Below are 22,639 nucleotides of genomic sequence, written 5' to 3' on the forward strand. Positions count from 1 at the left end.
TATTCGTATGCCTCCTGCATGATCTGCTTTTTTTGCAGTATCATACGTATCTAGCAGCGGCTTTGGCACGGCTTTTCCAAGGCTATAGCTTGAATTTCATTTGGAATAGTCCAGCTCTTCGAGCTGCCATATAGATGATCACGACAAGCGGTCCGATGAATACACCGATAACACCGACGAGCTTGAAGCCGACATAAAGACTTACAAGCGCTGACAATGAGCCGATCCCTACAGAATCACCGAGAATTTTAGGCTCAACGATGCGGCGGAATACGGTAATCACTAGAAATAGAATAATTAGCCCTACCCCAACAAAAACATTGCCCGTCAGCAGCAAATAGCTTCCCCATGGCACAAGTACAGAACCTGTTCCAAGAATCGGCATAATATCAACAATGATAATAAGCAGCGCGATAGCAAGCGGATATTTGACATTAAGGATGAGCAAACCGATCAACGAAATGATGTAGGTGAGTGCACTCAAAATAAACTGCGAACGCAGGAAACCAAAAATCGACTTCTTGAGATTGTTCAGCACATCATTGACCTGGGGCTGCGATTTTTCTTCAAATAACGAAAGCACCGTTGCCTTCATCGTATTTAGACTGAAGCTCATCATGTATACCGCTACCAAGAAGACGATAAAGAAGATGAACATGCCCGGGATGCTTGAGGCGAATGCGATAACGGTGTTCGATAACGTACCCACCATTTTCGTTAATGTACTCGTTAGCTCCATTAGCCACTTCTCTAACGTTTCAATGGCGTCAGGAGGGAAGTTTTGATATAACGATTGTGCCTGAAACATGAGATCGTCTACCATCCCATTGGCGTTCTCGAAGTATTGGGGCACTTTTTTGAAAAAGGCTATTAATTCGGCTACCACTTTCACACCAAGCAGCGCGATTAGTCCGATGAGAATAACCGTAAATAGGCTGCTTGATATTGTAGCTGCCACCAGCCGATTCATTCGGAATTTTTTCATAAACAGCTGATTAAGCGGCTCAAGAAAAATAGCTACAACAAGCGCAAGCAAGAAAGGAGCACCTACCGTAAAAAACAGATAGAGCAACAATAACCCTAAAGCGATAAATACGATTGTCTTAATAGACACAGCATCTCCTCCTCTCTATTCTTTTATATGCACTTTACGCCACTCTTAAACCAGCTCTTTCATACTAATCCAGCACTGCGCTGCGCTCATGGAAATTAACATCTTTATAATACATATCCTTAACAAGGAGGTTAGGTCCGCAGCATGAAGCGACCGGGCAGTGACAATTCACACTTTGCGCAAGGGAATGGTCCAGCCATTTATCAAACAAATCCTCCAATTTGGACGAACCGATGTTGCCAAAAGCGGGCACGTCAGAAAAGTCGGTTACAAATACATCACCTGTAAACAAGTTTACGTTCAGCCGATTGCGGCCGTCAGGATCGTTGCGTACCGTCACATTTGGCTCATTCGCTAATCTTCGCAGCAGCTCACGTTCTGATTTGCTGTCGCTGCATGGATAAAAGGGAAGTGTGCCAAACAGCATCCAAACGGATTGGTCGCGCGCTTTCAGCAAACGTTCAATAGCTTCCAGCATTTGCTCGCGTGAGAGAACCGGTAAATCCTTCGCAAAAGAGCTAGGATACATCGGATGCACCTCATGCCTCTGACATCCCATATCAACGATCAGCTGATGAATCTCATCAATTTTGTTATACGTTTTGTAATTGATCATAGACTCCGCAGAAACGAGTACACCTGTCTCGCTAAGGCGACGCGTGTTTTCGATCATTCGTTCATAAAGCTTGGTCGCAGCTTCGAGCGATACATGGTGATTGGCTTTCGCAAATCCAATTTGGTGAAAATCTTCCGGAGACGTGTAGTTAAACGAAATGTGCATGACATCTAGATAAGGAGCTAGCTGCTCATAACGGCTGTAAGGCAGCGTCACGTTCGAATTGATTTGGGAGCGAATGCCGCGGCTGCGGGCGTATTGAAGCAACGGCACCATATAATCACGAACCGTTCGGTCGGAGAAGGATGGCTCCCCGCCTGTAATGCTTATCGTTTCGAGATGCTCCACTTCATCCAGTCGGTCCAGCATCTGCTTAAGCGGCAGCTTGGCGGGTTCTGTCATTACTAGTGTATCTCCAACCGCGCAATGCTCGCATCGCATATTGCATAGGTTGGAAACAGTCATTTCGACGCTTGTTAAACGATGTCTTCCATATTGCTGCAACGAACGAATGGGATCCCACGGATCATTCGTTGGCGAAAGTGTGGATAACGGTGTTCTTGATTGTTGAAATTGTATTGTGTTCATTTTTTCTTCAGCACCTGACTTATTTTCTGGAATGAATCATTCTTTAGTTATTGTAATGCGCGACTGCAAAGGAAGCAAATAAAACGGCAAAAAAAGAAGCAAAAAGGAGCCTAGGCGGCTCCCAATCTGTCTTTCGTTAAATGCCTGAGGCAAACTGTACTTCGCTCGCGTCATCGTTCACGCTGACGATCATCATCGTGAGCTGCTTCGACAAATCGATCTCGTAAGGCGATTTCAGTTCCTCGCCCGCTTCATTATATAGAATGCGAATAATAGGTCGATGCGGGTAAGAATGATTAAGATCTGCTACGATACCCGACTCTCCTGTTTGCAGCTTTACTGTTATTCCTATTGGGTAAATAGCAACCTTATCACGGAAAAGCTGCAGCATACGCTGCTCGTATAACGTTCCCGTACCGGCATACAGCCGCTCAATCGCGTGATGCGGAAGCATTGGAGCACTATAGACGCGATTTGTTGTCATAGCGTCGTACGAATCGACCAACCCGATCCACTTCGCATAATCATGAATTTCGTTGCCTTTGATTCCGCGCGGATACCCGCTTCCGTCAATTCGCTCATGATGCTGGAAAGCACAGTGGGCAACAAGCAGCGGCAGGTTAGGCTCATCCTTGAGCAGCTCGTAACCGATTCTCGCATGCTGCTTCATCGCTTCGAATTCTTCTTTGGAGAGGGAGCCTGGTTTTCTTAACACATCGATCGCAATCTGCGTCTTGCCGATATCGTGAAGAAGAGCACCCATGCCAAGCGTCGTAAGCTCATCCTTGGAATAGCCGTTCGACATACCGAGCAGGGTCGTATAAACGCAGACGTTTAAGGAATGCTGGAACAAATAATGATCAACGGAGCTCATGTCCATTAACATGATCATGGCATCCTTATGACCGGAGAGGTCATCGATAATCATATTCATCATATTTTTAAATGGCTGTGCAATATAGGGGTAGGTTACACCTTTTTTGCGTTTAGGACGATCCATCATCTCGCGGAAATTCGTTCGAATTTCCTTCAGCGCGATTTGCATCGTTTCCTCTCTAATTAAAGAAGGCAGCACAATATCATCCGTCTTCGGATCTGTTATATAAACATATTGAATTCCGCATTGATCCAAGCGGGATATAAGTCTCTCTGTCAGTTCCATATTTTCGCCAAGAAGAACGATACCCTCTTGAGAAAATATTTTTTTGGCCAGCTTCATACCCGGCCTGCATTTCGCTATTGGCAACAACCGCATTTTCTCGATCCTTCCCCATTAAAAGTCGGCTAACTATTACATCGGAAAAAATCGTTCGTAATGTTAATGTACGGGATATACGGGAAAATCGCAACCATTTTATACTATTTTTTCGACATGAATTGTCGATATTTTTCATATTCTTTGTCAAATCGAGGCATTTTCCCATCTAAGCTGACAACATTCCGCCAATTCAGACGAATTTTGCAGCTGCGCTTCGATCACGTCTCGAATGAATTCAGGCAAATAATAGTTCACTTGCACCGCGTTAGCGAGCGACTCGTAACCCGCCTTGAAACTGAACATATCGATCGTTCCCAGCTTATACAGTCGTTCATCATCCAGCGTTTCTCCATTGACCGTTACCTGAATGAGTTTATCCATCGGCATTCTGTTCGAATCATAGGTAACGGACAAACCATCTATGGCAAGCGTTCCAAGCACTTCACCGCGAAAGCCGTATCCCTTGATCGGCTTATGGATAAATTCGGGCAGCAGCGCTTGCTCCAGCGCTGTCCTTATATCCGTGCCTGCGATGAGCATGAGGCACGGATTAATCGGCGACGGACAGAGGGCGTGCAATTCGCCCGCTGTCACGTCCCCTTGCGCGAGGCCGCCGAGCAGCTGTCCAGCGTTGACGATGCCGATCTCGGCATCGGTCCAGCGGCGCAAGCCAGCGGCCAGCAGGTTGCCGAGCGGTGATTCCCGCTCGGCTCTGGCGGGCAGCGGCGCTGAAAGCCGGGCGATAACCCGGCTTAGGCGCTGCTGTCCCGCCTTTAGGTAGCTGCCGATGATGGCGGCAGCTTCCGGATGCTCTGCCATTGCGGCCGTAGGAACGCAGGTTGCGCGGAACATTGGGCGCGAGGAAACGTCGTCCATTCCGATTTCTACTCGCCCGATATACTCGCCGAATTTCCCGGCTGCACAAATCGTCGTATCACCGATAACAATCGGCTCTTCCAATAAATGATGGGTATGTGCTCCCAAAATAAGATCGATGCCCTCAAGCTTCTCCGCCATTTGCTTATCGAAGGTAATCCCAATATGGGACATCACTACCAGCACATCTACCTTATCTCTCAGCTTTGCCGCCTGTTCTTGCACCGCCGCGAATGGATCGGATACTTGCCAGCCTAGCAAGGAATAAAAGTCAGAAAAGGCCGCTGTGACGCCTATGATACCGATTTGAAGTTCATTTTTATCAATAATAATACTTGGCAGCAGCCAATCAGGCTGCTCACCTGTATCAGCCTCATGCATATTGGCACAAACGACAGCAAACTGAGCGCGATTGGTATACGCCTCCGAAATCGTCTGAGAAGAATAAGTAAGTCCTTCATTATTGCCAAGTGTTATTACTTCATAACCAGCTTGATTTAAAAGTTCTACATTAACAATCCCATCGCTGCCTTCGGTCTCCACTCGCATGCGATCCATATGGTCTCCGCAGTCTACCGCAAGCACTCGCTCATTGCCCCAGCTTCGTCTTTCCTCTGCGATAAATGAAGCGATCTTGGCGGCATGCTCCAGACGACTATGTATATCATTGCTATGAAGAAGCACTACCCGTGTACGAAAACTGTCCGTCAAATTCATGCACGCCTCCTTAATGCCTGTACTCAGCGACACAAAACCAGTCTACTTGTTATTACGCAAATCATTCATCGAAAAGGTATGCTTAAAACCATATGCTGCTTCAACCTGCGTATTTGGCTCATCGTGTCCAATTTTGAGTTTAACGATGCTTTTCACATTTAAGCATCTGCTGCTGCCGTTAGGCACATAAAGGCGGATAGGGCCTGCCTTCTGCAAAGGCAAGCCATTAATCCGGTAAAGCACTGCCGCCTGCTCAAGCTGCTCCCATGGAATAGCAGCCTCGAAAGAATCTGCCGCTTCAACAATTAAATAAGATGGCGTCTTGGACGCTGCAGCATTCTCAGAATTATTGTCCCTCATCCATGCAGCGTACCATTGATATAAGTCAAATGCTTCACCTTCAGCATCCGGCACTCTGTCTGCTATAAGGAAGCTTGCGCCCGAAAGCTTTGCCATCTCCTCTGGGGTCGTAGCGGACATTCCTATCTCAAAATGTTCAATCTTGATCTCATGCATCAGCTGCTTCTCAGCCTCCAATCTGCGACATCCGCCGTTCGGTAGGAATATGCGTTTGTGCGCTGTCAGCCAGCTTAGCCGCCATTTCATGATTTTCCGGCTTAATGTCCATCGATTTCAGCAGCAATTGCTGCATTTCCTCTGGATGCCCGAATGCTTCTCTTACATTCAGCTCATCTACCCAATATAAGCAAGGCTTAATGGACCCATCCGCTGTCAAGCGCAGCCGATTGCAATTGCTGCAGAAGTGATCGCTGATGGGATGAATAAGCCCGAAGGAGCCGCGGCCGCCCTTCATTTGCCAATCCTCTGAGGGACCGTTTCCATGTACGTTTGGTCCGCGGCTAATCGTATAGCCCTCTTGCTCTGCTACTTCCAGTACACGCGAAAGCGGCAAATAATGCTTTTTCCAATTTTCATCCGCATGGCCGATTGGCATATATTCAATAAATCTAACATGCATCGGCTGCTCGTAGGCGAGTTTTAAAAATGCGGCAATTTCATCCTCATTTACTTCTTTAAGAAGGACGCAGTTCAGCTTAATAGGGTCGAAGCCTACTGCTGCTGCCGCTTCGATTCCTTCCATCACACGTTTTAATTCCCCGCTTCTTGCAATAAAACGAAATCTTGCGGAGTCCAGCGTATCTAAACTAATATTGACGCGATTCAAGCCTGCTGCACGAAGCGCTTCCGCTTGTTTGGCTAGAAAAACACCATTCGTCGTTAATGCTATATCTTTAATGCCAGCTATGGCAGATAATCTTTTAATTAAACCATCGAGACCCGGCCTTATAAGCGGCTCGCCTCCGGTAATGCGCAGCTTCGTAATGCCAAGCGCCGCACCCGCCTCAACAACCTCGACAATTTGATCATAGGAAAGTAAATTTTCTGATTCTGTGAATTCCATTCCTTCCTCAGGCATGCAATACAAGCATCGCAAATTACAACGATCCGTTACTGAAATACGCAAGTAATCGTGTACCCGTCCAAAACGATCCGTCAATGTCGGCATGACCTTCACTCCCTTTCTGTACGAGTATAAGCATAACATTTTTTCTTGAATTATGATATTCTATAAACAGCTTCAAGCCTATACGATGAGAGGTTTTATACCATGAAATATGACTGGATTATTAAACTATTTGCAGGGCTTCCCGAGCGAATTGGGGCCCCTTCCATACAGCTGCAATCTGATTTGGAGAAAATGAGCGTAGCCGATCTGAAGTCCGCCATTTCTGATGAATACCCAGATCATCAAGCATTAATACAAATAGCTTTTATCGCATGCAACCACGTTTACGCCGCCGAGGATATGATCGTACACGCCTCTGACGAGCTAGCCCTGCTTCCGCCAGTATCCGGAGGAGAAGAGAAACAAGAGCTTGCCAAGGAGCCTATAGAGCGCTATATCGTAACAAACGATGTCATTAGCTCCGATGCTGTGCTTGCAAAAGTTATCGTACCGGAAAATGGTGCCTCAATTGCATTTGTAGGAACAACGCGTGAATGGACACATGGGCAGCGTACGGTACGGCTTGAATATGAAGCGTATGCACCGATGGCCGTTGCAACGATGCAGCAAATCGGCAATGAAATTGCCGAGCGCTGGCATGGCGCCTTATGTGCCATCAGCCATAGAATTGGCGTTGTTGGCCTCGCTGAGACAAGCGTCGTTATCGCGGTGTCATCCCCCCATCGTGACAGCTGCTACGAGGCGAGCCGCTATGCCATTGAACGTCTTAAACAAATCGTTCCTATATGGAAGAAAGAAATTTGGGAAGACGGATCAGAATGGAAAGGGCATCAGCTTGGCCCGTGGAATCCTACTGAACAATTAAAGGACTTTTAAAATTACAACTAGGCGTGTTGAACATGGCTTCACAATGCTTTTAAGGAGATTAGCAAAAATGAACAAACCAATCACACAAAATAACGCTGCGCCTGAAATATCAGGCGTGGGATCAGCTCGTTATGCGAGACAAATCCGCTTCTCTCCCGTTGGAGAGAAAGGACAGCAGCTGCTTGCCGGCAGTCGCGCAGCGGTCGTTGGCATGGGTGCGCTTGGTTCTGTCATCGCCCAGCATTTGGTCAGATCCGGCGTTGGATATGTGCGTATTATAGACCGGGACATTATTGAATGGAGTAATTTACAGCGGCAAATGCTGTATACCGAAGAAGATGTATTATCGCTGCTCCCTAAAGCAGAGGCCGCTGCTGCGCATTTGCGAGCCATAAACAGCTCTGTCTTCATTGATCCGATAGTTGCTGATTTGACGGCAATGAATGCGGAGGAATTACTCGCTGATGTTGATCTTATTGTTGATGGCAGTGATAACTTCTCTGTTCGATATTTAATTAATGATTATAGCGTGAAGTACAGCATTCCTTGGATTTATGGCGGAGCCGTCGGCGCATCGGGCATGACGATGACGATTATACCAGGCGAATCCCCCTGCTACCGATGCTTGTTCAATGAACCGCCACCGCCTGGAACGACCGATACTTGTGAAACAGCAGGTGTCATCTCTCCAGTCGTTGACATCATCGGCTCTCTTCAAGCTACGGAAGCCATTAAGCTGCTCTCAGGCAACAAGAACACACTTCACGGCACCTTATTTCAAGTTGACCTTTGGAATCATGCTTGGCTTCCTATTTCTGTGGCCAAATCGAAGCGAAGCCATTGCGACTGCTGCGTAAATAGGCAGTTCGCATTTTTGGAAGATCAAATGTCAGGATCAGCTGCTGCTCTATGCGGTCGCCATTCTGTGCAAATTACACCGAGTCAAGATGCTCTACTGAACTTGGAAGAGTTAGCTGAACGTTTAAAGCCGGTTGGCACAATAACACGCAATCGTTTTTTACTGCGAATTGAACTTGAGGCTGATTTGACCTTAGTCCTGTTCCAGGATGGCCGAGCCATCGTCCAAGGCACAGATCAATTAGCAAAAGCAAGGTCGCTTTATGCTGAATTATTAGGTAATTAGTCGCTATTATAATACCCTCATATTGCCAATCCGATCAATCATTGCTACTATTGTAGGTATATCTTTTCTACTACTACCAATGAGGTGTCTCGATGAGAGTTCATGTTACAGAATTAATTAATGGAGACCGTTTAAGCAATGACACTTTCAACAATTACGGACTTCATGTACTCTCCAAAGGAACAGTACTCAATAACCAAGATATATCAAGATTATTTCAACATCAAATGGACTATATTGATATAGATGAAAGAGCAAGCGAAGAAACGGAAGGTCGTACACTTGAATCTACTATAAATCCCAAGTGGCTTCCTACCGTTCAGCCCTTTTACGAAAACGCTGTCAAAAGCTTTGAGGGATTATTCACGAAAGCGAATCTGCAAGGAAAAGTAGATGTCGAGGAAGTAACATCCATCTTCCAGCCTCTACTGAGCAACCTCCAAATGGAACGCGATGTTGTATCTATGCTGCTATTGCTCAATTCTAAAGACGATTATACGTATCAGCATTCCGTGCAGGTCGGTATGTTGTCCTATTATCTCGCTACTTGGGTGGGATACTCCAATGAAGAAGCTGTTCGAATCGGCAACGCCGGCTTCCTCCATGATATCGGAAAATGCCGAATTGAAGAGAGTATTTTGAATAAGCCTGGGAAGCTGACTGATGAAGAGTACGAAGAAGTGAAGAGACACACCGTTTACGGACATGAGATTATTTCAGATTCACTGGATGAACCCTTTGTAGCCATTGGAGCACTTCAACATCATGAGCGAAATGATGGCACTGGATATCCTCAAGGTCTGAAGGGTGATGAGATTCATCCCGTATCCAAGATCATTGCTGTAGTCGATATTTACAGTGCGATGATTTCCCAGCGCGTATATCAACAGAAGCGTGATTTACTTTTTGTGCTAAAGGAACTTTATCAGCTGAGCTTCAAAGAGCTTGATCCCTATACAACCCACACCTTTATTAAACATATGATGCCTAATTTCATAGGCAAAAGAATTGAGCTTGTAGGTGGAGAAAGTGGAATTATTGTCATGACTCACCCTACCGAGTTTTTCCGCCCGCTTATTCAAATTGGTGAAGAATTCATCGATATGGCCATTGAGCGTGAGTACGAAATCCAGCAGGTTTACATTTAAATGTTTCAAAAACAACCCGAATTGCAGATCATATCTGCGATTGCGAGTTGTTTTTTTATGCTTTCGCTTATTCTTATCAGCCACGTTCGCAACTTATACATTGATTTTATCGTTGTTATTGTAAATGATACCAAATATGCAAATTAAGACTAGAGGTGATAGAGTGAGAAGCATTTTAGCAATAATCATTATCGCTTTAATGATGACCGGCTGCAAATCCGAAGCAATAAGCAATACACCAACTGTTCAACCAAACGAGCTAGCAAGCAATGAACCGAACCAACAGCCAAATCGTACCAGCGAAAAAGTGGTCATTTACAGTCTCAATGACGGTGATGGCAGCAAGGAAGCTATTGAATCCATCTATCAGACCATAACCGAAGCGGATCTTGTAGAAGTATTTAAAAAAGCTTTTGAAGAAGCTGAAGCACTAAAAGGTGTCATAAAAATGACAGCTCCAACTTATAAAGTAATAATCGGCAGCTCTGAATATTATCTTTTGATCGGTGAAGATAAGACAGATTCAATCGTTGATTTAGATGACTCGCATACGATGTTTAGTCTATCTCCTTCTGACACGATTAAGATTCGAGAAATATTATCTTGGTCAAAGCCAGAGAAAGCAGTACAAGGTCTTGTTATGGACAAAAAAGTAATCACTCGAGATGATTCTTATCGTGTATTAGTCGCAACAAATTGGACTAAACAAGAGAAAATGACGACGGATGATTGGTTTGCAAAAGCAGAACAGAACCGTGAGTTAGCGTGGTACACAATCGATAAAGAAATCTATGATAAGCTGCATATTAGTCAGCCAGTCGCTATAAGAGCAGCAGCAATGCAGCTTGATTCATCGCCACCCATTCGGTTCTCCATTACGGCACAAATCATTGATCCTATATTAACCAAATCATCCCTTTATTTAAATCTAATCGAAGAAGAATTATACAATCAGCAGCTGCTTTTAACTCCGATCAGTCCGGATAAGGAATGGATTTTGGATGGTATTAAGCCTAGCAGATATACGGTTAGTCCTATAAACAATGAAGCTGACTCTACTCGCCTAGAGCAGGTTTCAATCTATATTTTTAATTCGGAGCAGCAGCTTGAAGACGGTCTAAAGGATTTTCAAAAACAAACCGAATTGATTAATATGCTTTATCCTCGTATTTATAAGTTAAACAATGCGATGATCTTTTATTGGGCTCATGGCAACATGGAAGAAACCGCTAAGCTTGGCAGCTATTTCGAGAAAGCAGTAAAGCTACTAATGGAAAAATAGATGGAGAAGATGAACAAAGAAAATGGGCTGCCCTAAAGTAGAAAATTCTACTTTGGGACAGCCCATTCTTCCTGTTGGGTTTATCGTTAACCGATAGAACCTTCCATCTCGAACTTGATCAAACGGTTCATCTCTACCGCATATTCCATCGGCAGTTCTTTCGTGAACGGCTCGATGAAGCCCATTACGATCATTTGCGTTGCTTCCGCTTCGCTTAGACCACGGCTCATGAGGTAGAACAGTTGATCCTCAGAAACCTTCGACACTGTTGCTTCATGCTCAAGTGTGATGTTATCGTTCAAAATCTCGTTATAAGGAATCGTATCAGACGTTGATTCGTTATCAAGAATAAGCGTATCACATTTGATATTAGCTTTCGCGCCGTCGGAGTTGCGTCCGAAGGATGCAAGACCACGGTATGTTACTTTACCGCCGTGTTTACTGATTGATTTGGAAATAATTGTCGAGCTCGTATCTGGTGCAAGGTGAGTCATTTTTGCCCCTGCATCCTGATGCTGGCCTTTGCCGGCAACGGCAATGGACAATACCATACCTTTTGCGCCGCGACCGCGAAGAACAACAGCTGGGTACTTCATCGTCAGCTTGGAGCCGATGTTGCCATCTACCCATTCCATCGTTGCATTCTCATCAGCTACCGCACGTTTTGTAACCAGGTTGTAGATATTCGGTGCCCAGTTTTGAATCGTTGTGTAACGAACGCGTGCATTTTTCTTAACCAAGATTTCAACTACCGCACTGTGCAAAGAGTTTGTGCTGTAAACGGGAGCTGTACAGCCTTCTACATAGTGAACGGAGCTGTCTTCATCGGCAATAATAAGCGTACGCTCAAATTGACCCATGTTCTCGGAGTTAATACGGAAGTATGCCTGCAAAGGCACTTCGCATTTTACGCCTTTTGGTACGTAGATAAAGCTTCCGCCTGACCATACCGCACTGTTCAAAGCAGCAAATTTATTGTCGTTCGGAGGAATAATCGTTCCGAAATATTCTTTCATAAGCTCAGGATACTCACGAAGCGCAGTATCTGTATCTGTGAAGATAACGCCTTGCTTCTCAAGATCCTCTTGCATGCTGTGATAAACGACCTCGGACTCATATTGAGCCGATACGCCTGCTAGAAACTTTTGCTCAGCTTCTGGAATACCCAGCTTGTCGAATGTTTCTTTAATTTCGGAAGGAACTTCCTCCCATGTTTTCCCTTGCTTGTCTGAAGCACGAACATAATATTGGATGTCGTCAAAATCAAGCTCATCCATGTTGCCGCCCCATTTAGGCATCGGCATTTTGAAAAATTGCTCAAGTGATTTCAAGCGGAAATCCAGCATCCACTCCGGCTCGCCTTTAATATCCGAAATCGTACGCACGATTTCTTCCGTTAAACCTTTGCCTGATTCGAATACGGCTTTGTGCTCGTCACGGAAACCATACTTATAATCTTCCATTTCCGGCATTGATTTAGCCATGGTCATTCACGCTCCTCATAAATCTAGTTTAATGTGATTCTTGCTGCTCGATCCCTTTGCGTAAGGCGTTCCACGCTAGTGTCGCACACTTAATTCTTGCAGGGAATTTGTTTACACCAGAAAGTGCATCCAATTCCTCATATTCATCAAATTCAACCGGTTCGCCTTTCATTAGAGCTGAGAATTTCTCAGCCATGGCAAGCGCCTCATCAAATGTTTTTCCTTTTATCGCCTCTGTCATCATCGATGCAGAGCTCATGCTGATAGAACAGCCTTCACCACTGAATTTCGCATTGGCAACTTGGCCGTCTACGACCTGCAGCTGCAGCGAAATACGATCGCCACAGGTAGGGTTATTCAGGTTAATGGTAACTGATTCTTCATCCAAGGTACCGCGATTTCGAGGGTTTTTATAATGATCCATAATGACTCTGCGATATAAATCATCCAATTGCATGACCGAAGAACTCCTTTGTTTGTAGTAAGGCATCGGCTAAGCGGTCAATTTCATCTTCAGTATTATATAAATAAAAGCTTGCTCTTGCCGTTGCCGATACATTCAACCAACGCATTAGCGGCTGGCAGCAGTGATGGCCTGCACGAATCGCAATGCCTTTGGAATCAAGCACGGTCGCAACATCATGCGGATGCACATCATCCAAGTTGAATGTGATGAGTCCTACACGATTTTGCTTCGGACCGTACAATGTGATGCCTTCCAGCGAAGATAGCTTCTCGTAAGCATATGTGGCTAAACGTCTCTCATGCTGATCAATTTCATCTAGTCCAACTTCTTGGAGGAAGTCAATTGCAGCACCGAGTCCAACTGCACCCGCAATAATGGGAGTGCCGCCTTCAAAGCGGTACGGAATCTCTTTCCACGTAGACTCATAAAGATCAACAAAATCAATCATCTCGCCGCCATACTCAATCGGCTCCATCTTGTTAAGCAGTGCCTTCTTGCCATATAATGCGCCGATGCCCGTAGGACCACACATTTTATGACCAGAAAAAGCATAAAAATCAACATCCAAATCTTGGAGATCGATCTTCATATGCGGTGTGCTCTGAGCACCATCCACGACCATAATGGCACCGTTACGATGTGCAATTTGGGTAATTTCTTTAATCGGATTTATGAGACCGAGCACGTTCGAGACGTAAGTGATGGAAACCACCTTGGTCTGTGGAGTGATCGTCTTCTCAATATCCTCAAGAGAAATGGTACCATCGGGCTGCATCGGGATATATTTCAACGTTGCGCCAGTGGCCTTAGCAGCCTGCTGCCACGGAATCAAATTACTGTGATGCTCCATCGGTGTGATGACAATTTCATCACCTTCACCGCATACGCTGCGTGCATAGCTTGAAGCAACCAAGTTTAGTGCTGTTGTAGTACCGCGTGTGAAAATAATTTGCTCCGGTGCTCCCGCATTCAGAAACTTCGCTACCTTCTCGCGCGCTCCCTCATAGGCATCAGTCGCCCTGGAACCAAGTGTATGCACACCGCGATGAACGTTCGCGTTATCCAGCTCATAGTACCGATTAACCGCATCAATGACGGAGCGCGGCTTCTGCGAAGATGCCGCGCTGTCCAGATAAACGAGCGGGTGCCCGTTTATTTCTTGATGCAATATCGGGAACTGCTCCCGAATCGCATTTATATTCATCCCTCTAGCTTCCTTTCGAGCAAACGCTGAAGCTGACCGCGTACCGCCTCGACTGGAATTTCCGATACGACTGGAGCCAAGAAGCCGTAAATAATTAGACGTTCAGCGTCTTGCTTAGATATACCGCGAGACATTAGGTAATATACCTGCTCAGGGTTTACTTGCCCCACGCTTGCTGCGTGGCCTGCTGTTACATCATCTTCATCTATAAGCAAAATCGGATTGGCATCGCCGCGCGCTTTAGGGCTCAGCATGAGCACCTTCTCGGTTTGTACACCGTTCGCTTTCGTCGCACCCTTCTCGATTTTTGTAATTCCGTTAATGATCGCTGAAGCGGAATCCTTCATTACTGCACGTGTTACCATGTTGCTGTCGGAGCTTTTGCCGAAGTGAACGGCTTGCGTCGTCAAGCTGTTTTGTTGAGCGTTTTTGCCTACGCTGATTACTTTTGCATCAGAAGTAGAGCCTGTGCCCTTCAACATGGATTTCGTGTCAGACAACGTATTTCCGTCATTCAAATCACCGATAATCCATTCCATTTGGCCGTCATTTTCAATAACCGAACGACGGATTGACATATCCACGCCCGTCTCAGCCATATGGTGGATGGAGCTGAAACGAACATGAGCGCCTGGCTTCACGAACACTTCAACAACAGATGGATGTACGAAAGGAGCACTGCTTGCTCCCGGTTCGGATACAACACAATCCACATATGTCACTCGGCTATTATTGTCCGCTACGATCAAGATATGCGGAGCAAATGTCGCTTCAGCATTATCATTGTAAAAAATCGCTTGAAGCGGCAGCTCGACTTCAACATCTTTAGGAACGTAAACGAATACGCCGCCGTTCCAAAGTGCTGCATGAAGCGCTGTAAGCTTATCTTCGTCCTTCGCTACTGCTTGGAACAAATATTTTTGAACGAGGTCGCCATGCTCTTTGCATGCCGTCTCCAAATCTGTGAAAATAACGCCTTTGCTAGCCAATTCGTTTGAAAACTGATTCCATACGATGCCGGAATTACGTTGAACAAGCAAATTTTCAGTTCCTTCTGTGATCAATTCACGAACAGCTTGTGGAAGTTCGCTAATTGCTCCAACCGTTGTTGGTTGCTCGTAGTTTCCTAGTGCCGTCAAATTCCACCGTTCAATACGAACCTTCTCAGGCTTAGGCCATCCGAGTGTTCCGGCAAGGTCTGCCGCTTCTCCGCGCAGTTCAACAAGCCAGTTCGGCTCGCCTTTACTACGTGCCAGCGCTTCAGCAGCTTGACGGTTGGCCTGCGTTGATAGTTGTGTACTCATCCGTTTTGCCCCCTTCTCTGCTTAAGCCTGACCGACCGTTTCATCTTCGATTCCAAGCTCTTCTTTTACCCAATCATAACCTTCGTTTTCCAAACGCTCAGCCAGCTCAGGACCACCCGATTTAACGATGCGGCCTTGCATCATAACATGTACATAGTCTGGAGTAATATAGTTAAGCAAACGCTGATAGTGAGTGATGATAAGGAAACCGCGATCTTCCGAACGCATAGCATTTACGCCTTGTGATACGATACGAAGTGCATCTATGTCAAGACCTGAATCGATCTCATCAAGAACAACGATTTTTGGATCAAGAAGCATCATTTGCAAAATTTCGTTACGTTTTTTCTCGCCGCCTGAGAAACCTTCGTTAAGGTAACGGTGAGCGAATTCAGCATTCATTTCAAGCTCTTTCATTTTGCTTTCCATTTTGCGAATGAATTTAATCAACGAGATTTCATTGCCTTCGCCAAGACGTGCATTTAGCGCGCTGCGTAGAAAGTCAGAGTTCGTTACGCCTGGAATTTCACTTGGATATTGCATTGCAAGAAACAAACCAGCAAGCGCGCGCTCGTCAACACCCATTTCAAGAATGTCAGCGCCATCTAGTACTGCCGTTCCTTCTGTTACTTCATATTTAGGATGTCCCATCAAAGCGGATGCCAGTGTAGATTTACCGGTACCGTTCGGGCCCATGATTGCGTGAATTTCTCCACCTTTAATTTCTAGGTTAATACCTTTCAAAATCTCTTTTCCGTCGATAGCCGCTTTCAGACCATCAATGACAAAATGAGTAGACATAATATGCTGATCCCTCCAAGGTTGGTTTAATTCGCTCAGTCACTTCTATAAATAATAGACTTTCTATTATAGAGTGATTCTCAATGATTCTCAATAATCATTTTAATATAGTTTTTGTTATAAATCAATGTGAGATGTCTTTGATTCATTGATAATGTCTTTTTATTGTAGATATAAATCGAAAAGCTAAAGGTTGATTTCGGCTTATATTTCTCCTATTTCACCTTTAATCGGCAATTAGATGGGTTTTCCACGTAAGATCCTTTGATCAAAATAAATCTTTTATGCCAATGCATTTTTAATCTTTTGAACTTCTGACAGAAATGTTTCTTCATCCAGTACAGGCAGCATTTTTGGAGATGGTATTTCATCTTCCATTCTTACCCAAGATTTGCATCCATTATAAGCAGGCCTCATCGAAATTTCCAAAGGCGTCTCCAATCGGTAAACACGGAGCAATAAAACATGCAGCGGCTTGGTTTTTTTCCAGCGCAATCTTTCCTCTGCAAACGTATCTGTCCATATATGCAAATCGCGTAAACGATCGAGTGTTTCTTGATCCGTTACTTCAATATCTTCAACGACCTCGGCGTAAGCTTCTAGCTTAATCGTTTCCATGTCTATCGACCAATTCGCTAACGTTTCTTCCAAACCGTCAACATATTGCTCCTTTAATAGATGCTTCTTTTGGTGCTCGTACGCAGGCATTAAATAAAAGCTAGGGCTAATAAGCTGGAAATCTCGCGTTTCTTCTATGATTCCGCCTTTACGCATAACGATAATTTGCTGCCCCTCTGCGAGCGCTTTTACACTGACAGCCCACTCTTTCAAAGCGATCGACTGTTGTTCATTTTGTGCAGTCACTATACTTCCTCCATCCAACTTGTCTATAATTGATAACATTATATCAAATGAGGGTATTCCAAGGCGAAATAATATACATTATACTATGTTGAGATGAATACTGGGCATTGCTGCCCAACTACTATAAACCGGAGGTGGACAGCCGTGTCTGCATATCATCCATTATCAGAACAAGAAGCCATTCAAATAGCTCTTTCGCTTGACGGTTATTTCCCAGAGGGAGCAAGTTTAACCAGCCGAGAAATTGGAGACGGTAATTTAAACTTGGTTTTCCACATTGTTGATTCTAGCAGCGGCAAGAGCCTTATTATGAAACAGGCGCTTCCTTATGCTAAAGTTGTTGGTGAGTCTTGGCCGCTTACACTCGATCGTGCACGTATTGAAAGTGATAAGCTTATTTTGGAAGGCGAGCTTGCTCCTGGACTTGTTCCAAACGTTTATAAATATGACCCAGAGCTCTATCTCACCATTATGGAAGATCTCAGCGATCATATTATCATGCGTCAAGGGTTGATTGGCGGAACACGTTATCCTAAATTCGCGGACGATATTTCAACATTTATGGCGCGGACTTTATTTTTCACCTCTGATCTTGGCATGAACCAGCAGGAAAAGAAGCAGCGCGTAAAAGCTTTTATTAATCCTGAGTTATGTAAAATAACAGAGGATCTCATATTCGACGATCCTTATACCAATTCGCCTAACAACAGCTTTGATCCAGCAATTCAGGATGCTGCTGAGGCGCTTTGGCAGGATTCACAGCTTCATCTTGAAGTATCGATTTTGCGTGACAAATTTTTAACAAATGCACAAGCGCTGTTGCATGGCGATCTTCATACGGGCAGTGTTTTCGTAACGCCTGAATCTACAAAGGTCATCGATCCTGAATTCGCTTATTATGGGCCAATTGGCTTCGACATTGGTGCTGTTATTGCGAATTTGCTTCTCAACTTTGCAGGGCAAGAGCATTGGAGCACGGATACAGAAACGAGAAATGACTTCCGTCGTTATTTGACCGATTCGGTGCGTGATGTGTGGAACCTATTCGATCAAAAATTCCGTGCATTATGGGATGAGCATGGTCTTGATCGTATTGCTTCTTCAACACCAGGCTATCAAGATTATTATATGAATCGTTTGCTGCAGGACGCTGTTGGTTTTGCAGGCTGCAAAATCGTACGCCGAATCGTCGGTTTGTCTCATGTAATTGATGTAGATCGTATCCCTGATGCAGCTGTAAAAGAGAAAGCTCAGCGCCTTGCTCTTGCTATTGGAACATCGCTGATTCGCAACAACCGCAATACACAATCCATTGAGGAAGTTATCGACGTTGCCTTATCACTTGCAAATAAATGATTGAACACAGAGAGGAAATGACACCATGACAACAAATAATTATGCTGGCTTGCAATCGGTTATTTGGACCGAAGACAGGCTTGATCTACTTGACCAACGGCTTTTGCCAGAAGAAATCGTTTATTTGCCTTTAACGACAGCAGAGGATGTTTGGGAAGCGATTCGCCACTTAAAAGTACGCGGAGCTCCAGCCATCGGCATTTCAGCAGCTTACGGCGTCGTTCTAGGCAGCCGTGATGAGCAAACCACTGAGGCATGGCTCGCGCAAGTCGTCAAGCAAGCAGAATATCTCGCGACTTCAAGACCAACCGCTGTTAACTTGTTCTGGGCACTTGATCGCATGAAAGCAGCTGCCGCTTCTTACATCGAGAAAGGCTTGTCGCTCGAGGAAAACAAAGCCGCTTTGTTAACGGAAGCAATCGCGATTCAAAGCGAAGATGAAGAAACAAACAGAATGATCGGTGAACATGCACTATCATTGTTTAAAGATGATATGGGCGTATTGACACACTGTAATGCTGGCGGCTTGGCTACGGCTAAATATGGCACAGCTCTTGCACCCTTCTACTTAGCCTTGGAACGCGGTATTACACTGCGTGTATATGCTGACGAGACGCGTCCTGTCCTTCAAGGCGCTCGGTTAACAGCATTTGAATTGCAGCAGGCAGGCGTCGATGTTACGCTTATTTGCGACAACATGGCTGGTATGATTATGGCTAAGGGCTGGGTAGATGCGGTTATCGTAGGTACTGACCGCGTTGCTGCAAATGGTGATGTAGCTAACAAAATTGGAACGTACAGCGTAGCTGTACTCGCTAAAGCTCATGGCATTCCTTTTTATGTAGCAAGCCCTCTTTCCACAATTGATTTGAATACGCCGACTGGTTCTGAAATTCCAATTGAAGAACGCAACGCGGAAGAAATTACAGAGGGCTTCGGCAAGCGCACTGCTCCTCAAGGCATTAAAGTATACAATCCAGCGTTCGACGTAACGCCTAATGAATATGTAACAGCCATTATTACTGAAAAAGGCATCGTCCAAGCGCCATACGATGTTAACCTTCGCAAGCTGTTTGAATAATCACTAAATAATAAGAGCCCTAATCCGATGTTCGCGGCATTCACGCGTACAGCTTGATTGGGGCTCTTTGTTTTATTTTTGTTAAAGCATCAATTGGAGCGCTTCCGAGCCCTTCATGCCTACTACAACACCCTTTGTCTCTGCTGTTAAAGTAACCGATTCCAAAGGGGCTTCCATCAACTCTTCCAACGTTTTTACTCCGACAGCTCTGCCAGCTATAATTTCCCGGTCTTTGAGTCGCTCATTAAGCAGAGAAACATCAAGCGCACCGCACATAATATATCCTTTGTCCGTCATGATAGCGAGCAAAGTTGTTTTGGGCAGCTTCACTTCAACGCCAAGAACGGTTTCTCCATTCTCCAGTGTGAAAGGAACCATCCGCATCATATAGGATCCACCCCCTTTTTTTACATAATGTAAGAGGCAATGCACTGCAACATCAGTATATGCAAAAGTAAATTTGCAGTGTTGGACGTTTGCTCATTTATGCAGTGGTTGAGGGGTGAAATCACAAATGCAGTCACATATTTATGAGTGAATCAATTTGCTCTGCCAGCTCTTGTTGCATTTGGAGACCACATGAAACAGAGTTTTCATTACCCTAAAAAATTCAGCTCTTCTTTAATTTTCTTTATCTCATTTATAGCATGTTCAATCAAATTTCTATTGATTTTTTCACCAGTGTATACATTGTAATCATCAATTACTTCTATTAGATATTCCTTCAATTCGGCATCAGACTTATCCAGCAATTCTATACCATGCCATACTCCATCCCAAATCGCAGCAACACGCTGCCTTTCATCGTCATTTGTTTCGTCAAAATAAAATACCCAATAATTATACTTCTTATTGATTTTCATCTCCTCATCTCCGTAAAATGAAACCGTTATTTATCCTCAAACTTATGTGGCTCAATAACAAAACTTTTTAATATATATCCACACTTTATACAAATTACATGAGTAACATCTGATCCTAATGTTAGCATTTTTTTCATAGGGTATACTCTGGCTTCACCGTGCGACTTACCTTTCCCAAAGTTGGTTCCTCCACATTCGGGACAAAATTCTTCTTTTTTCATCTCGAACCTCTCCCTTTGAAATTAACCTTTCCTTGCCTTTCTAATCAAACTAATCACAACCTAACGGATACTTACTATCCTTATACTTATACGTCAGGTACTCTGCACCTTCCCCCTTCAAAAAAGAAAATCAACTGGTTAACAAACTCGGATGTTTTTCATCTTTACTTATATGGCTTTCTAGGCTTTAATTCTGTTTCTCCAATGACAAATCCCTTCGCTCTTTATTTTGTATGGTTCTTCTTCTCTCTAGTCTATTACCCATAGAAATTGCAATAACGAATGACTTCTTGTTTAAAAGATATTTCTCACCTCAGGCAGATGTCCAAGCGGGCAGGTTAATGCCTGCATTAAATAGTTAGAAATTATAAATAGGAGGGATTTAGGTATGGGTTGTAATAATTCTGCAACTGCTTTAACTTGTTGTGCTGATAAAAACTTTGTGCAAGATAAAGTATGTACACCATGGAGCGGTACCGTTGTCGCTGCTGACGTCCTAGTTGTCGTATTCACAAATAATATTAATCAAAATATTGTCGGTACCGGGTATTTGCAATACGACATCGGTCCAGATGATATTACATTTGATTTTCTCGACAGCACGGGAACTCCTATCAATGCTGCTCCATTTACACTCTCTCCCGGAACAAGTCTTGCTTTTACGTATAGGCGCTTCAGTGCCATTCAAATAACGCTTCCAGCAGCATCACCAGGTACTTATCAAGGTGAATTCTGCATAACTACCCGTTACCCTGTCCAATAAAATAAACGAGTGGAGGGATAAACGAATATGTGTGAAACAAATTCTACACTTAGTTGTTGCTCAGACAAAATCATTGTGCAAGATAAAGTGTGCTCGAATTGGCAATTAGCTGCAGCTGGAACCCAAATCATTTATTCGGACAATATATCACAAACCATCAATGGGACAGGGTATGTTAAATATGAAACCGGTACAGCACCATTAACAGTAAACTTCTTCAGAACAGGAATCGTAGCAGCTATTCAAACCATAGTTATTCCTGTTGGAGGCAGTGCATCATTTACGGTAGCACGTTTTAATACCATTTCCTTAACGACGACGGCAGCAGCACAAGGAGAGTTTTGTATTACAGTCCGTTATAGCCTATAAATCATATAGCCTAAAAATAAGGGTGGTTCTTCATTTATTGAAGAACCACCCTTTATAATTGTTCATTTAATGGAATGGGGTTCGAATGCAGACCAATCGTAGTTGAAATTACATATTTCCCTTCAATATAAAGTAACTCATTGCCTTTTGCAGAAACTTTTACAGACTTAATGCCTTCACCAATAAAATTAACCGTATTACCAGGTGGCACAATCATTAGTTTAGTTTCAGTACCAACAATTTCTACTTCCAAAGGATCAGTGCTCGATGGGCTCGAGTATATAGTCATTTGCGCCACCTTAACTTTTGCTTCAATATCTGTTTCCCATATTTGAAGTCCTGTTAGATTACCTTGGAGTAATATATTTCCACAGCATTCTTTTTCAACCAACGTAGTCGTAGGATCAACGCAAGGTGGATCTGGACATGGTCTAGGACAAGGCCTTGGACATGGTCTCGGTCTTGGCCTGTGACATCGCTTAGGAGGACACGGAAATATTGGGAAACATCTCTTCCTACGCGTTCTTTTTTTACAGCATTTTTTCTTTATTATATATTTTGATTTTTGCTTATTTATTTGAATAAAAGAGGGTTTCACCATGAGAACATTCATTGATTCAAATAAGGGCTTTTTCTTTGAACAGAATCTCCTTTTCAGCATATTCCCCCCTCTTTCAAAAAACACATATTCCATTTCATACTTATATTAAATGTATCTTTCCGGCACATGGTTATACATTATCTGAATTTATTCCAAAAGAGGT

24 protein-coding genes are annotated in these 22,639 nt (G+C 44.1%); 8 read left to right on the forward strand and 16 right to left on the reverse strand.

The window, feature by feature from the left end:
- Positions 1-82 precede the first annotated feature (82 nt).
- The 6 genes from ytvI to moaA form a co-directional block, all read right to left on the reverse strand.
- On the reverse strand, positions 83-1,114 hold the full coding sequence (gene ytvI / locus AC0VYE_RS24610; RefSeq protein ID WP_076270261.1) for a sporulation integral membrane protein YtvI: 1,032 nt from the start codon (positions 1,112-1,114) through the stop codon (positions 83-85).
- 64 nt (positions 1,115-1,178) lie between these two features.
- Positions 1,179-2,318 (reverse strand): radical SAM/CxCxxxxC motif protein YfkAB, encoded by a 1,140-nt coding sequence (gene yfkAB, locus AC0VYE_RS24615; protein WP_076270262.1) that lies wholly within the window; start codon positions 2,316-2,318, stop codon positions 1,179-1,181.
- Positions 2,319-2,454: 136 nt separating this feature from the next.
- Positions 2,455-3,573, reverse strand: coding sequence for an HD-GYP domain-containing protein (locus AC0VYE_RS24620; RefSeq protein WP_076270263.1), 1,119 nt, complete (start codon positions 3,571-3,573; stop codon positions 2,455-2,457).
- Positions 3,574-3,720: 147 nt separating this feature from the next.
- Positions 3,721-5,169 (reverse strand): bifunctional metallophosphatase/5'-nucleotidase, encoded by a 1,449-nt coding sequence (locus AC0VYE_RS24625; RefSeq protein ID WP_475443187.1) that lies wholly within the window; start codon positions 5,167-5,169, stop codon positions 3,721-3,723.
- A 42-nt stretch (positions 5,170-5,211) separates the two neighbouring features.
- A complete protein-coding gene (locus AC0VYE_RS24630; RefSeq protein ID WP_475443188.1) occupies positions 5,212-5,706 on the reverse strand; it encodes a hypothetical protein in 495 nt (164 codons plus the stop codon).
- Entirely contained in the window at positions 5,696-6,697 is a 1,002-nt protein-coding gene (gene moaA / locus AC0VYE_RS24635; protein WP_076270264.1) for a GTP 3',8-cyclase MoaA, read from the reverse strand. Before moaA ends, AC0VYE_RS24630 begins: the two co-directional genes overlap by 11 nt.
- 102 nt (positions 6,698-6,799) lie before the next feature.
- Here moaA and AC0VYE_RS24640 point away from each other — a divergent pair, with 102 nt between their 5' ends.
- The 4 genes from AC0VYE_RS24640 to AC0VYE_RS24655 all read left to right on the forward strand — a co-directional run bounded on the left by AC0VYE_RS24640 (position 6,800) and on the right by AC0VYE_RS24655 (position 11,099).
- Positions 6,800-7,534: a molybdenum cofactor biosynthesis protein gene (locus tag AC0VYE_RS24640; protein WP_475443189.1), complete on the forward strand. Its 735-nt coding sequence runs from the start codon at positions 6,800-6,802 to the stop codon at positions 7,532-7,534.
- A 58-nt stretch (positions 7,535-7,592) separates the two neighbouring features.
- Positions 7,593-8,669, forward strand: coding sequence for a ThiF family adenylyltransferase (locus AC0VYE_RS24645; protein ID WP_475443190.1), 1,077 nt, complete (start codon positions 7,593-7,595; stop codon positions 8,667-8,669).
- A gap of 92 nt (positions 8,670-8,761) precedes the next feature.
- Positions 8,762-9,817, forward strand: a complete 1,056-nt coding sequence (locus AC0VYE_RS24650; RefSeq protein WP_475443191.1) for an HD-GYP domain-containing protein — start codon at positions 8,762-8,764, stop codon at positions 9,815-9,817.
- Positions 9,818-9,980: 163 nt separating this feature from the next.
- On the forward strand, positions 9,981-11,099 hold the full coding sequence (locus tag AC0VYE_RS24655) for a YhfM domain-containing protein (protein WP_475443192.1): 1,119 nt from the start codon (positions 9,981-9,983) through the stop codon (positions 11,097-11,099).
- Between the two features lie 86 nt (positions 11,100-11,185).
- On the opposite strand, the gene sufB is transcribed toward AC0VYE_RS24655, so the two are convergent.
- The 6 genes from sufB to AC0VYE_RS24685 all read right to left on the reverse strand — a co-directional run bounded on the left by sufB (position 11,186) and on the right by AC0VYE_RS24685 (position 17,222).
- Positions 11,186-12,583, reverse strand: coding sequence for a Fe-S cluster assembly protein SufB (sufB, locus tag AC0VYE_RS24660; protein WP_076270269.1), 1,398 nt, complete (start codon positions 12,581-12,583; stop codon positions 11,186-11,188).
- 28 nt (positions 12,584-12,611) lie between these two features.
- Positions 12,612-13,040, reverse strand: coding sequence for a Fe-S cluster assembly sulfur transfer protein SufU (sufU, locus tag AC0VYE_RS24665; protein WP_076270270.1), 429 nt, complete (start codon positions 13,038-13,040; stop codon positions 12,612-12,614).
- Positions 13,027-14,253 (reverse strand): cysteine desulfurase, encoded by a 1,227-nt coding sequence (locus AC0VYE_RS24670; RefSeq protein WP_475443193.1) that lies wholly within the window; start codon positions 14,251-14,253, stop codon positions 13,027-13,029. The genes sufU and AC0VYE_RS24670 overlap by 14 nt, the downstream gene beginning before the upstream one ends.
- A complete protein-coding gene (gene sufD / locus AC0VYE_RS24675; RefSeq protein WP_339204088.1) occupies positions 14,250-15,557 on the reverse strand; it encodes a Fe-S cluster assembly protein SufD in 1,308 nt (435 codons plus the stop codon). Before sufD ends, AC0VYE_RS24670 begins: the two co-directional genes overlap by 4 nt.
- Positions 15,558-15,578: 21 nt before the next feature.
- Positions 15,579-16,358, reverse strand: a complete 780-nt coding sequence (sufC, locus tag AC0VYE_RS24680; RefSeq protein ID WP_076270273.1) for a Fe-S cluster assembly ATPase SufC — start codon at positions 16,356-16,358, stop codon at positions 15,579-15,581.
- A gap of 282 nt (positions 16,359-16,640) precedes the next feature.
- Complete coding sequence (locus tag AC0VYE_RS24685) at positions 16,641-17,222, reverse strand: DUF1802 family protein (RefSeq protein WP_475443194.1); 582 nt, start codon at positions 17,220-17,222, stop codon at positions 16,641-16,643.
- Positions 17,223-17,366: 144 nt separating this feature from the next.
- On the opposite strand from AC0VYE_RS24685, the gene mtnK reads away from it, so the two are divergent.
- Together mtnK and mtnA are read left to right on the forward strand one after the other, a co-directional pair.
- Positions 17,367-18,578: an S-methyl-5-thioribose kinase gene (mtnK, locus tag AC0VYE_RS24690; protein ID WP_475443195.1), complete on the forward strand. Its 1,212-nt coding sequence runs from the start codon at positions 17,367-17,369 to the stop codon at positions 18,576-18,578.
- Positions 18,579-18,603: 25 nt separating this feature from the next.
- Positions 18,604-19,659, forward strand: a complete 1,056-nt coding sequence (gene mtnA / locus AC0VYE_RS24695) for an S-methyl-5-thioribose-1-phosphate isomerase (RefSeq protein WP_475443196.1) — start codon at positions 18,604-18,606, stop codon at positions 19,657-19,659.
- An 81-nt stretch (positions 19,660-19,740) separates the two neighbouring features.
- Here mtnA and AC0VYE_RS24700 read toward each other — a convergent pair whose 3' ends face one another.
- From AC0VYE_RS24700 to AC0VYE_RS24710, 3 genes are all read right to left on the reverse strand, one after another.
- Positions 19,741-20,046 carry a YunC family protein gene (locus tag AC0VYE_RS24700; RefSeq protein WP_076270277.1) on the reverse strand — a complete coding sequence of 102 codons (306 nt, stop codon included), beginning with the start codon at positions 20,044-20,046 and terminating at the stop codon, positions 19,741-19,743.
- A 209-nt stretch (positions 20,047-20,255) separates the two neighbouring features.
- Positions 20,256-20,522 (reverse strand): hypothetical protein, encoded by a 267-nt coding sequence (locus AC0VYE_RS24705; RefSeq protein ID WP_475443197.1) that lies wholly within the window; start codon positions 20,520-20,522, stop codon positions 20,256-20,258.
- A 26-nt stretch (positions 20,523-20,548) separates the two neighbouring features.
- Positions 20,549-20,743, reverse strand: coding sequence for a transcription initiation factor TFIIIB (locus tag AC0VYE_RS24710; protein ID WP_076270279.1), 195 nt, complete (start codon positions 20,741-20,743; stop codon positions 20,549-20,551).
- A gap of 388 nt (positions 20,744-21,131) precedes the next feature.
- Between AC0VYE_RS24710 and AC0VYE_RS24715 the strand changes: the two genes are divergently transcribed.
- Both AC0VYE_RS24715 and AC0VYE_RS24720 read left to right on the forward strand, forming a co-directional pair.
- A complete protein-coding gene (locus AC0VYE_RS24715; RefSeq protein ID WP_076270280.1) occupies positions 21,132-21,506 on the forward strand; it encodes a DUF3992 domain-containing protein in 375 nt (124 codons plus the stop codon).
- A 27-nt stretch (positions 21,507-21,533) separates the two neighbouring features.
- Entirely contained in the window at positions 21,534-21,875 is a 342-nt protein-coding gene (locus AC0VYE_RS24720) for a DUF3992 domain-containing protein (protein WP_475443198.1), read from the forward strand.
- Between the two features lie 52 nt (positions 21,876-21,927).
- Here the strand turns inward: AC0VYE_RS24720 and AC0VYE_RS24725 are convergent, their stop codons facing one another.
- Positions 21,928-22,536, reverse strand: coding sequence for an S-Ena type endospore appendage (locus AC0VYE_RS24725; protein WP_475443199.1), 609 nt, complete (start codon positions 22,534-22,536; stop codon positions 21,928-21,930).
- Between the last annotated feature and the right edge of the window lie 103 nt (positions 22,537-22,639).

This window comes from Pristimantibacillus sp. Z349TD_6 (assembly GCF_056173205.1).

Bases quoted from the DNA above. Each gene is read 5' to 3' on its own strand.
- AC0VYE_RS24670 (WP_475443193.1), bottom strand. From the start codon at position 14,253: ATGAATATAAATGCGATTCGGGAGCAGTTCCCGATATTGCATCAAGAA.
- AC0VYE_RS24715 (WP_076270280.1), top strand. From the start codon at position 21,132: ATGGGTTGTAATAATTCTGCAACTGCTTTAACTTGTTGTGCTGATAAA.
- AC0VYE_RS24620 (WP_076270263.1), bottom strand. From the start codon at position 3,573: ATGCGGTTGTTGCCAATAGCGAAATGCAGGCCGGGTATGAAGCTGGCC.
- AC0VYE_RS24650 (WP_475443191.1), top strand. From the start codon at position 8,762: ATGAGAGTTCATGTTACAGAATTAATTAATGGAGACCGTTTAAGCAAT.
- sufB (WP_076270269.1), bottom strand. From the start codon at position 12,583: ATGGCTAAATCAATGCCGGAAATGGAAGATTATAAGTATGGTTTCCGT.
- AC0VYE_RS24710 (WP_076270279.1), bottom strand. From the start codon at position 20,743: ATGAAAAAAGAAGAATTTTGTCCCGAATGTGGAGGAACCAACTTTGGG.
- moaA (WP_076270264.1), bottom strand. From the start codon at position 6,697: ATGCCGACATTGACGGATCGTTTTGGACGGGTACACGATTACTTGCGT.
- AC0VYE_RS24645 (WP_475443190.1), top strand. From the start codon at position 7,593: ATGAACAAACCAATCACACAAAATAACGCTGCGCCTGAAATATCAGGC.
- sufC (WP_076270273.1), bottom strand. From the start codon at position 16,358: ATGTCTACTCATTTTGTCATTGATGGTCTGAAAGCGGCTATCGACGGA.
- mtnA (WP_475443196.1), top strand. From the start codon at position 18,604: ATGACAACAAATAATTATGCTGGCTTGCAATCGGTTATTTGGACCGAA.
- sufU (WP_076270270.1), bottom strand. From the start codon at position 13,040: ATGCAATTGGATGATTTATATCGCAGAGTCATTATGGATCATTATAAA.
- AC0VYE_RS24705 (WP_475443197.1), bottom strand. From the start codon at position 20,522: ATGAAAATCAATAAGAAGTATAATTATTGGGTATTTTATTTTGACGAA.
- AC0VYE_RS24700 (WP_076270277.1), bottom strand. From the start codon at position 20,046: ATGATGCGGATGGTTCCTTTCACACTGGAGAATGGAGAAACCGTTCTT.
- AC0VYE_RS24720 (WP_475443198.1), top strand. From the start codon at position 21,534: ATGTGTGAAACAAATTCTACACTTAGTTGTTGCTCAGACAAAATCATT.
- yfkAB (WP_076270262.1), bottom strand. From the start codon at position 2,318: ATGAACACAATACAATTTCAACAATCAAGAACACCGTTATCCACACTT.
- AC0VYE_RS24640 (WP_475443189.1), top strand. From the start codon at position 6,800: ATGAAATATGACTGGATTATTAAACTATTTGCAGGGCTTCCCGAGCGA.
- AC0VYE_RS24625 (WP_475443187.1), bottom strand. From the start codon at position 5,169: ATGAATTTGACGGACAGTTTTCGTACACGGGTAGTGCTTCTTCATAGC.
- sufD (WP_339204088.1), bottom strand. From the start codon at position 15,557: ATGAGTACACAACTATCAACGCAGGCCAACCGTCAAGCTGCTGAAGCG.
- AC0VYE_RS24725 (WP_475443199.1), bottom strand. From the start codon at position 22,536: ATGCTGAAAAGGAGATTCTGTTCAAAGAAAAAGCCCTTATTTGAATCA.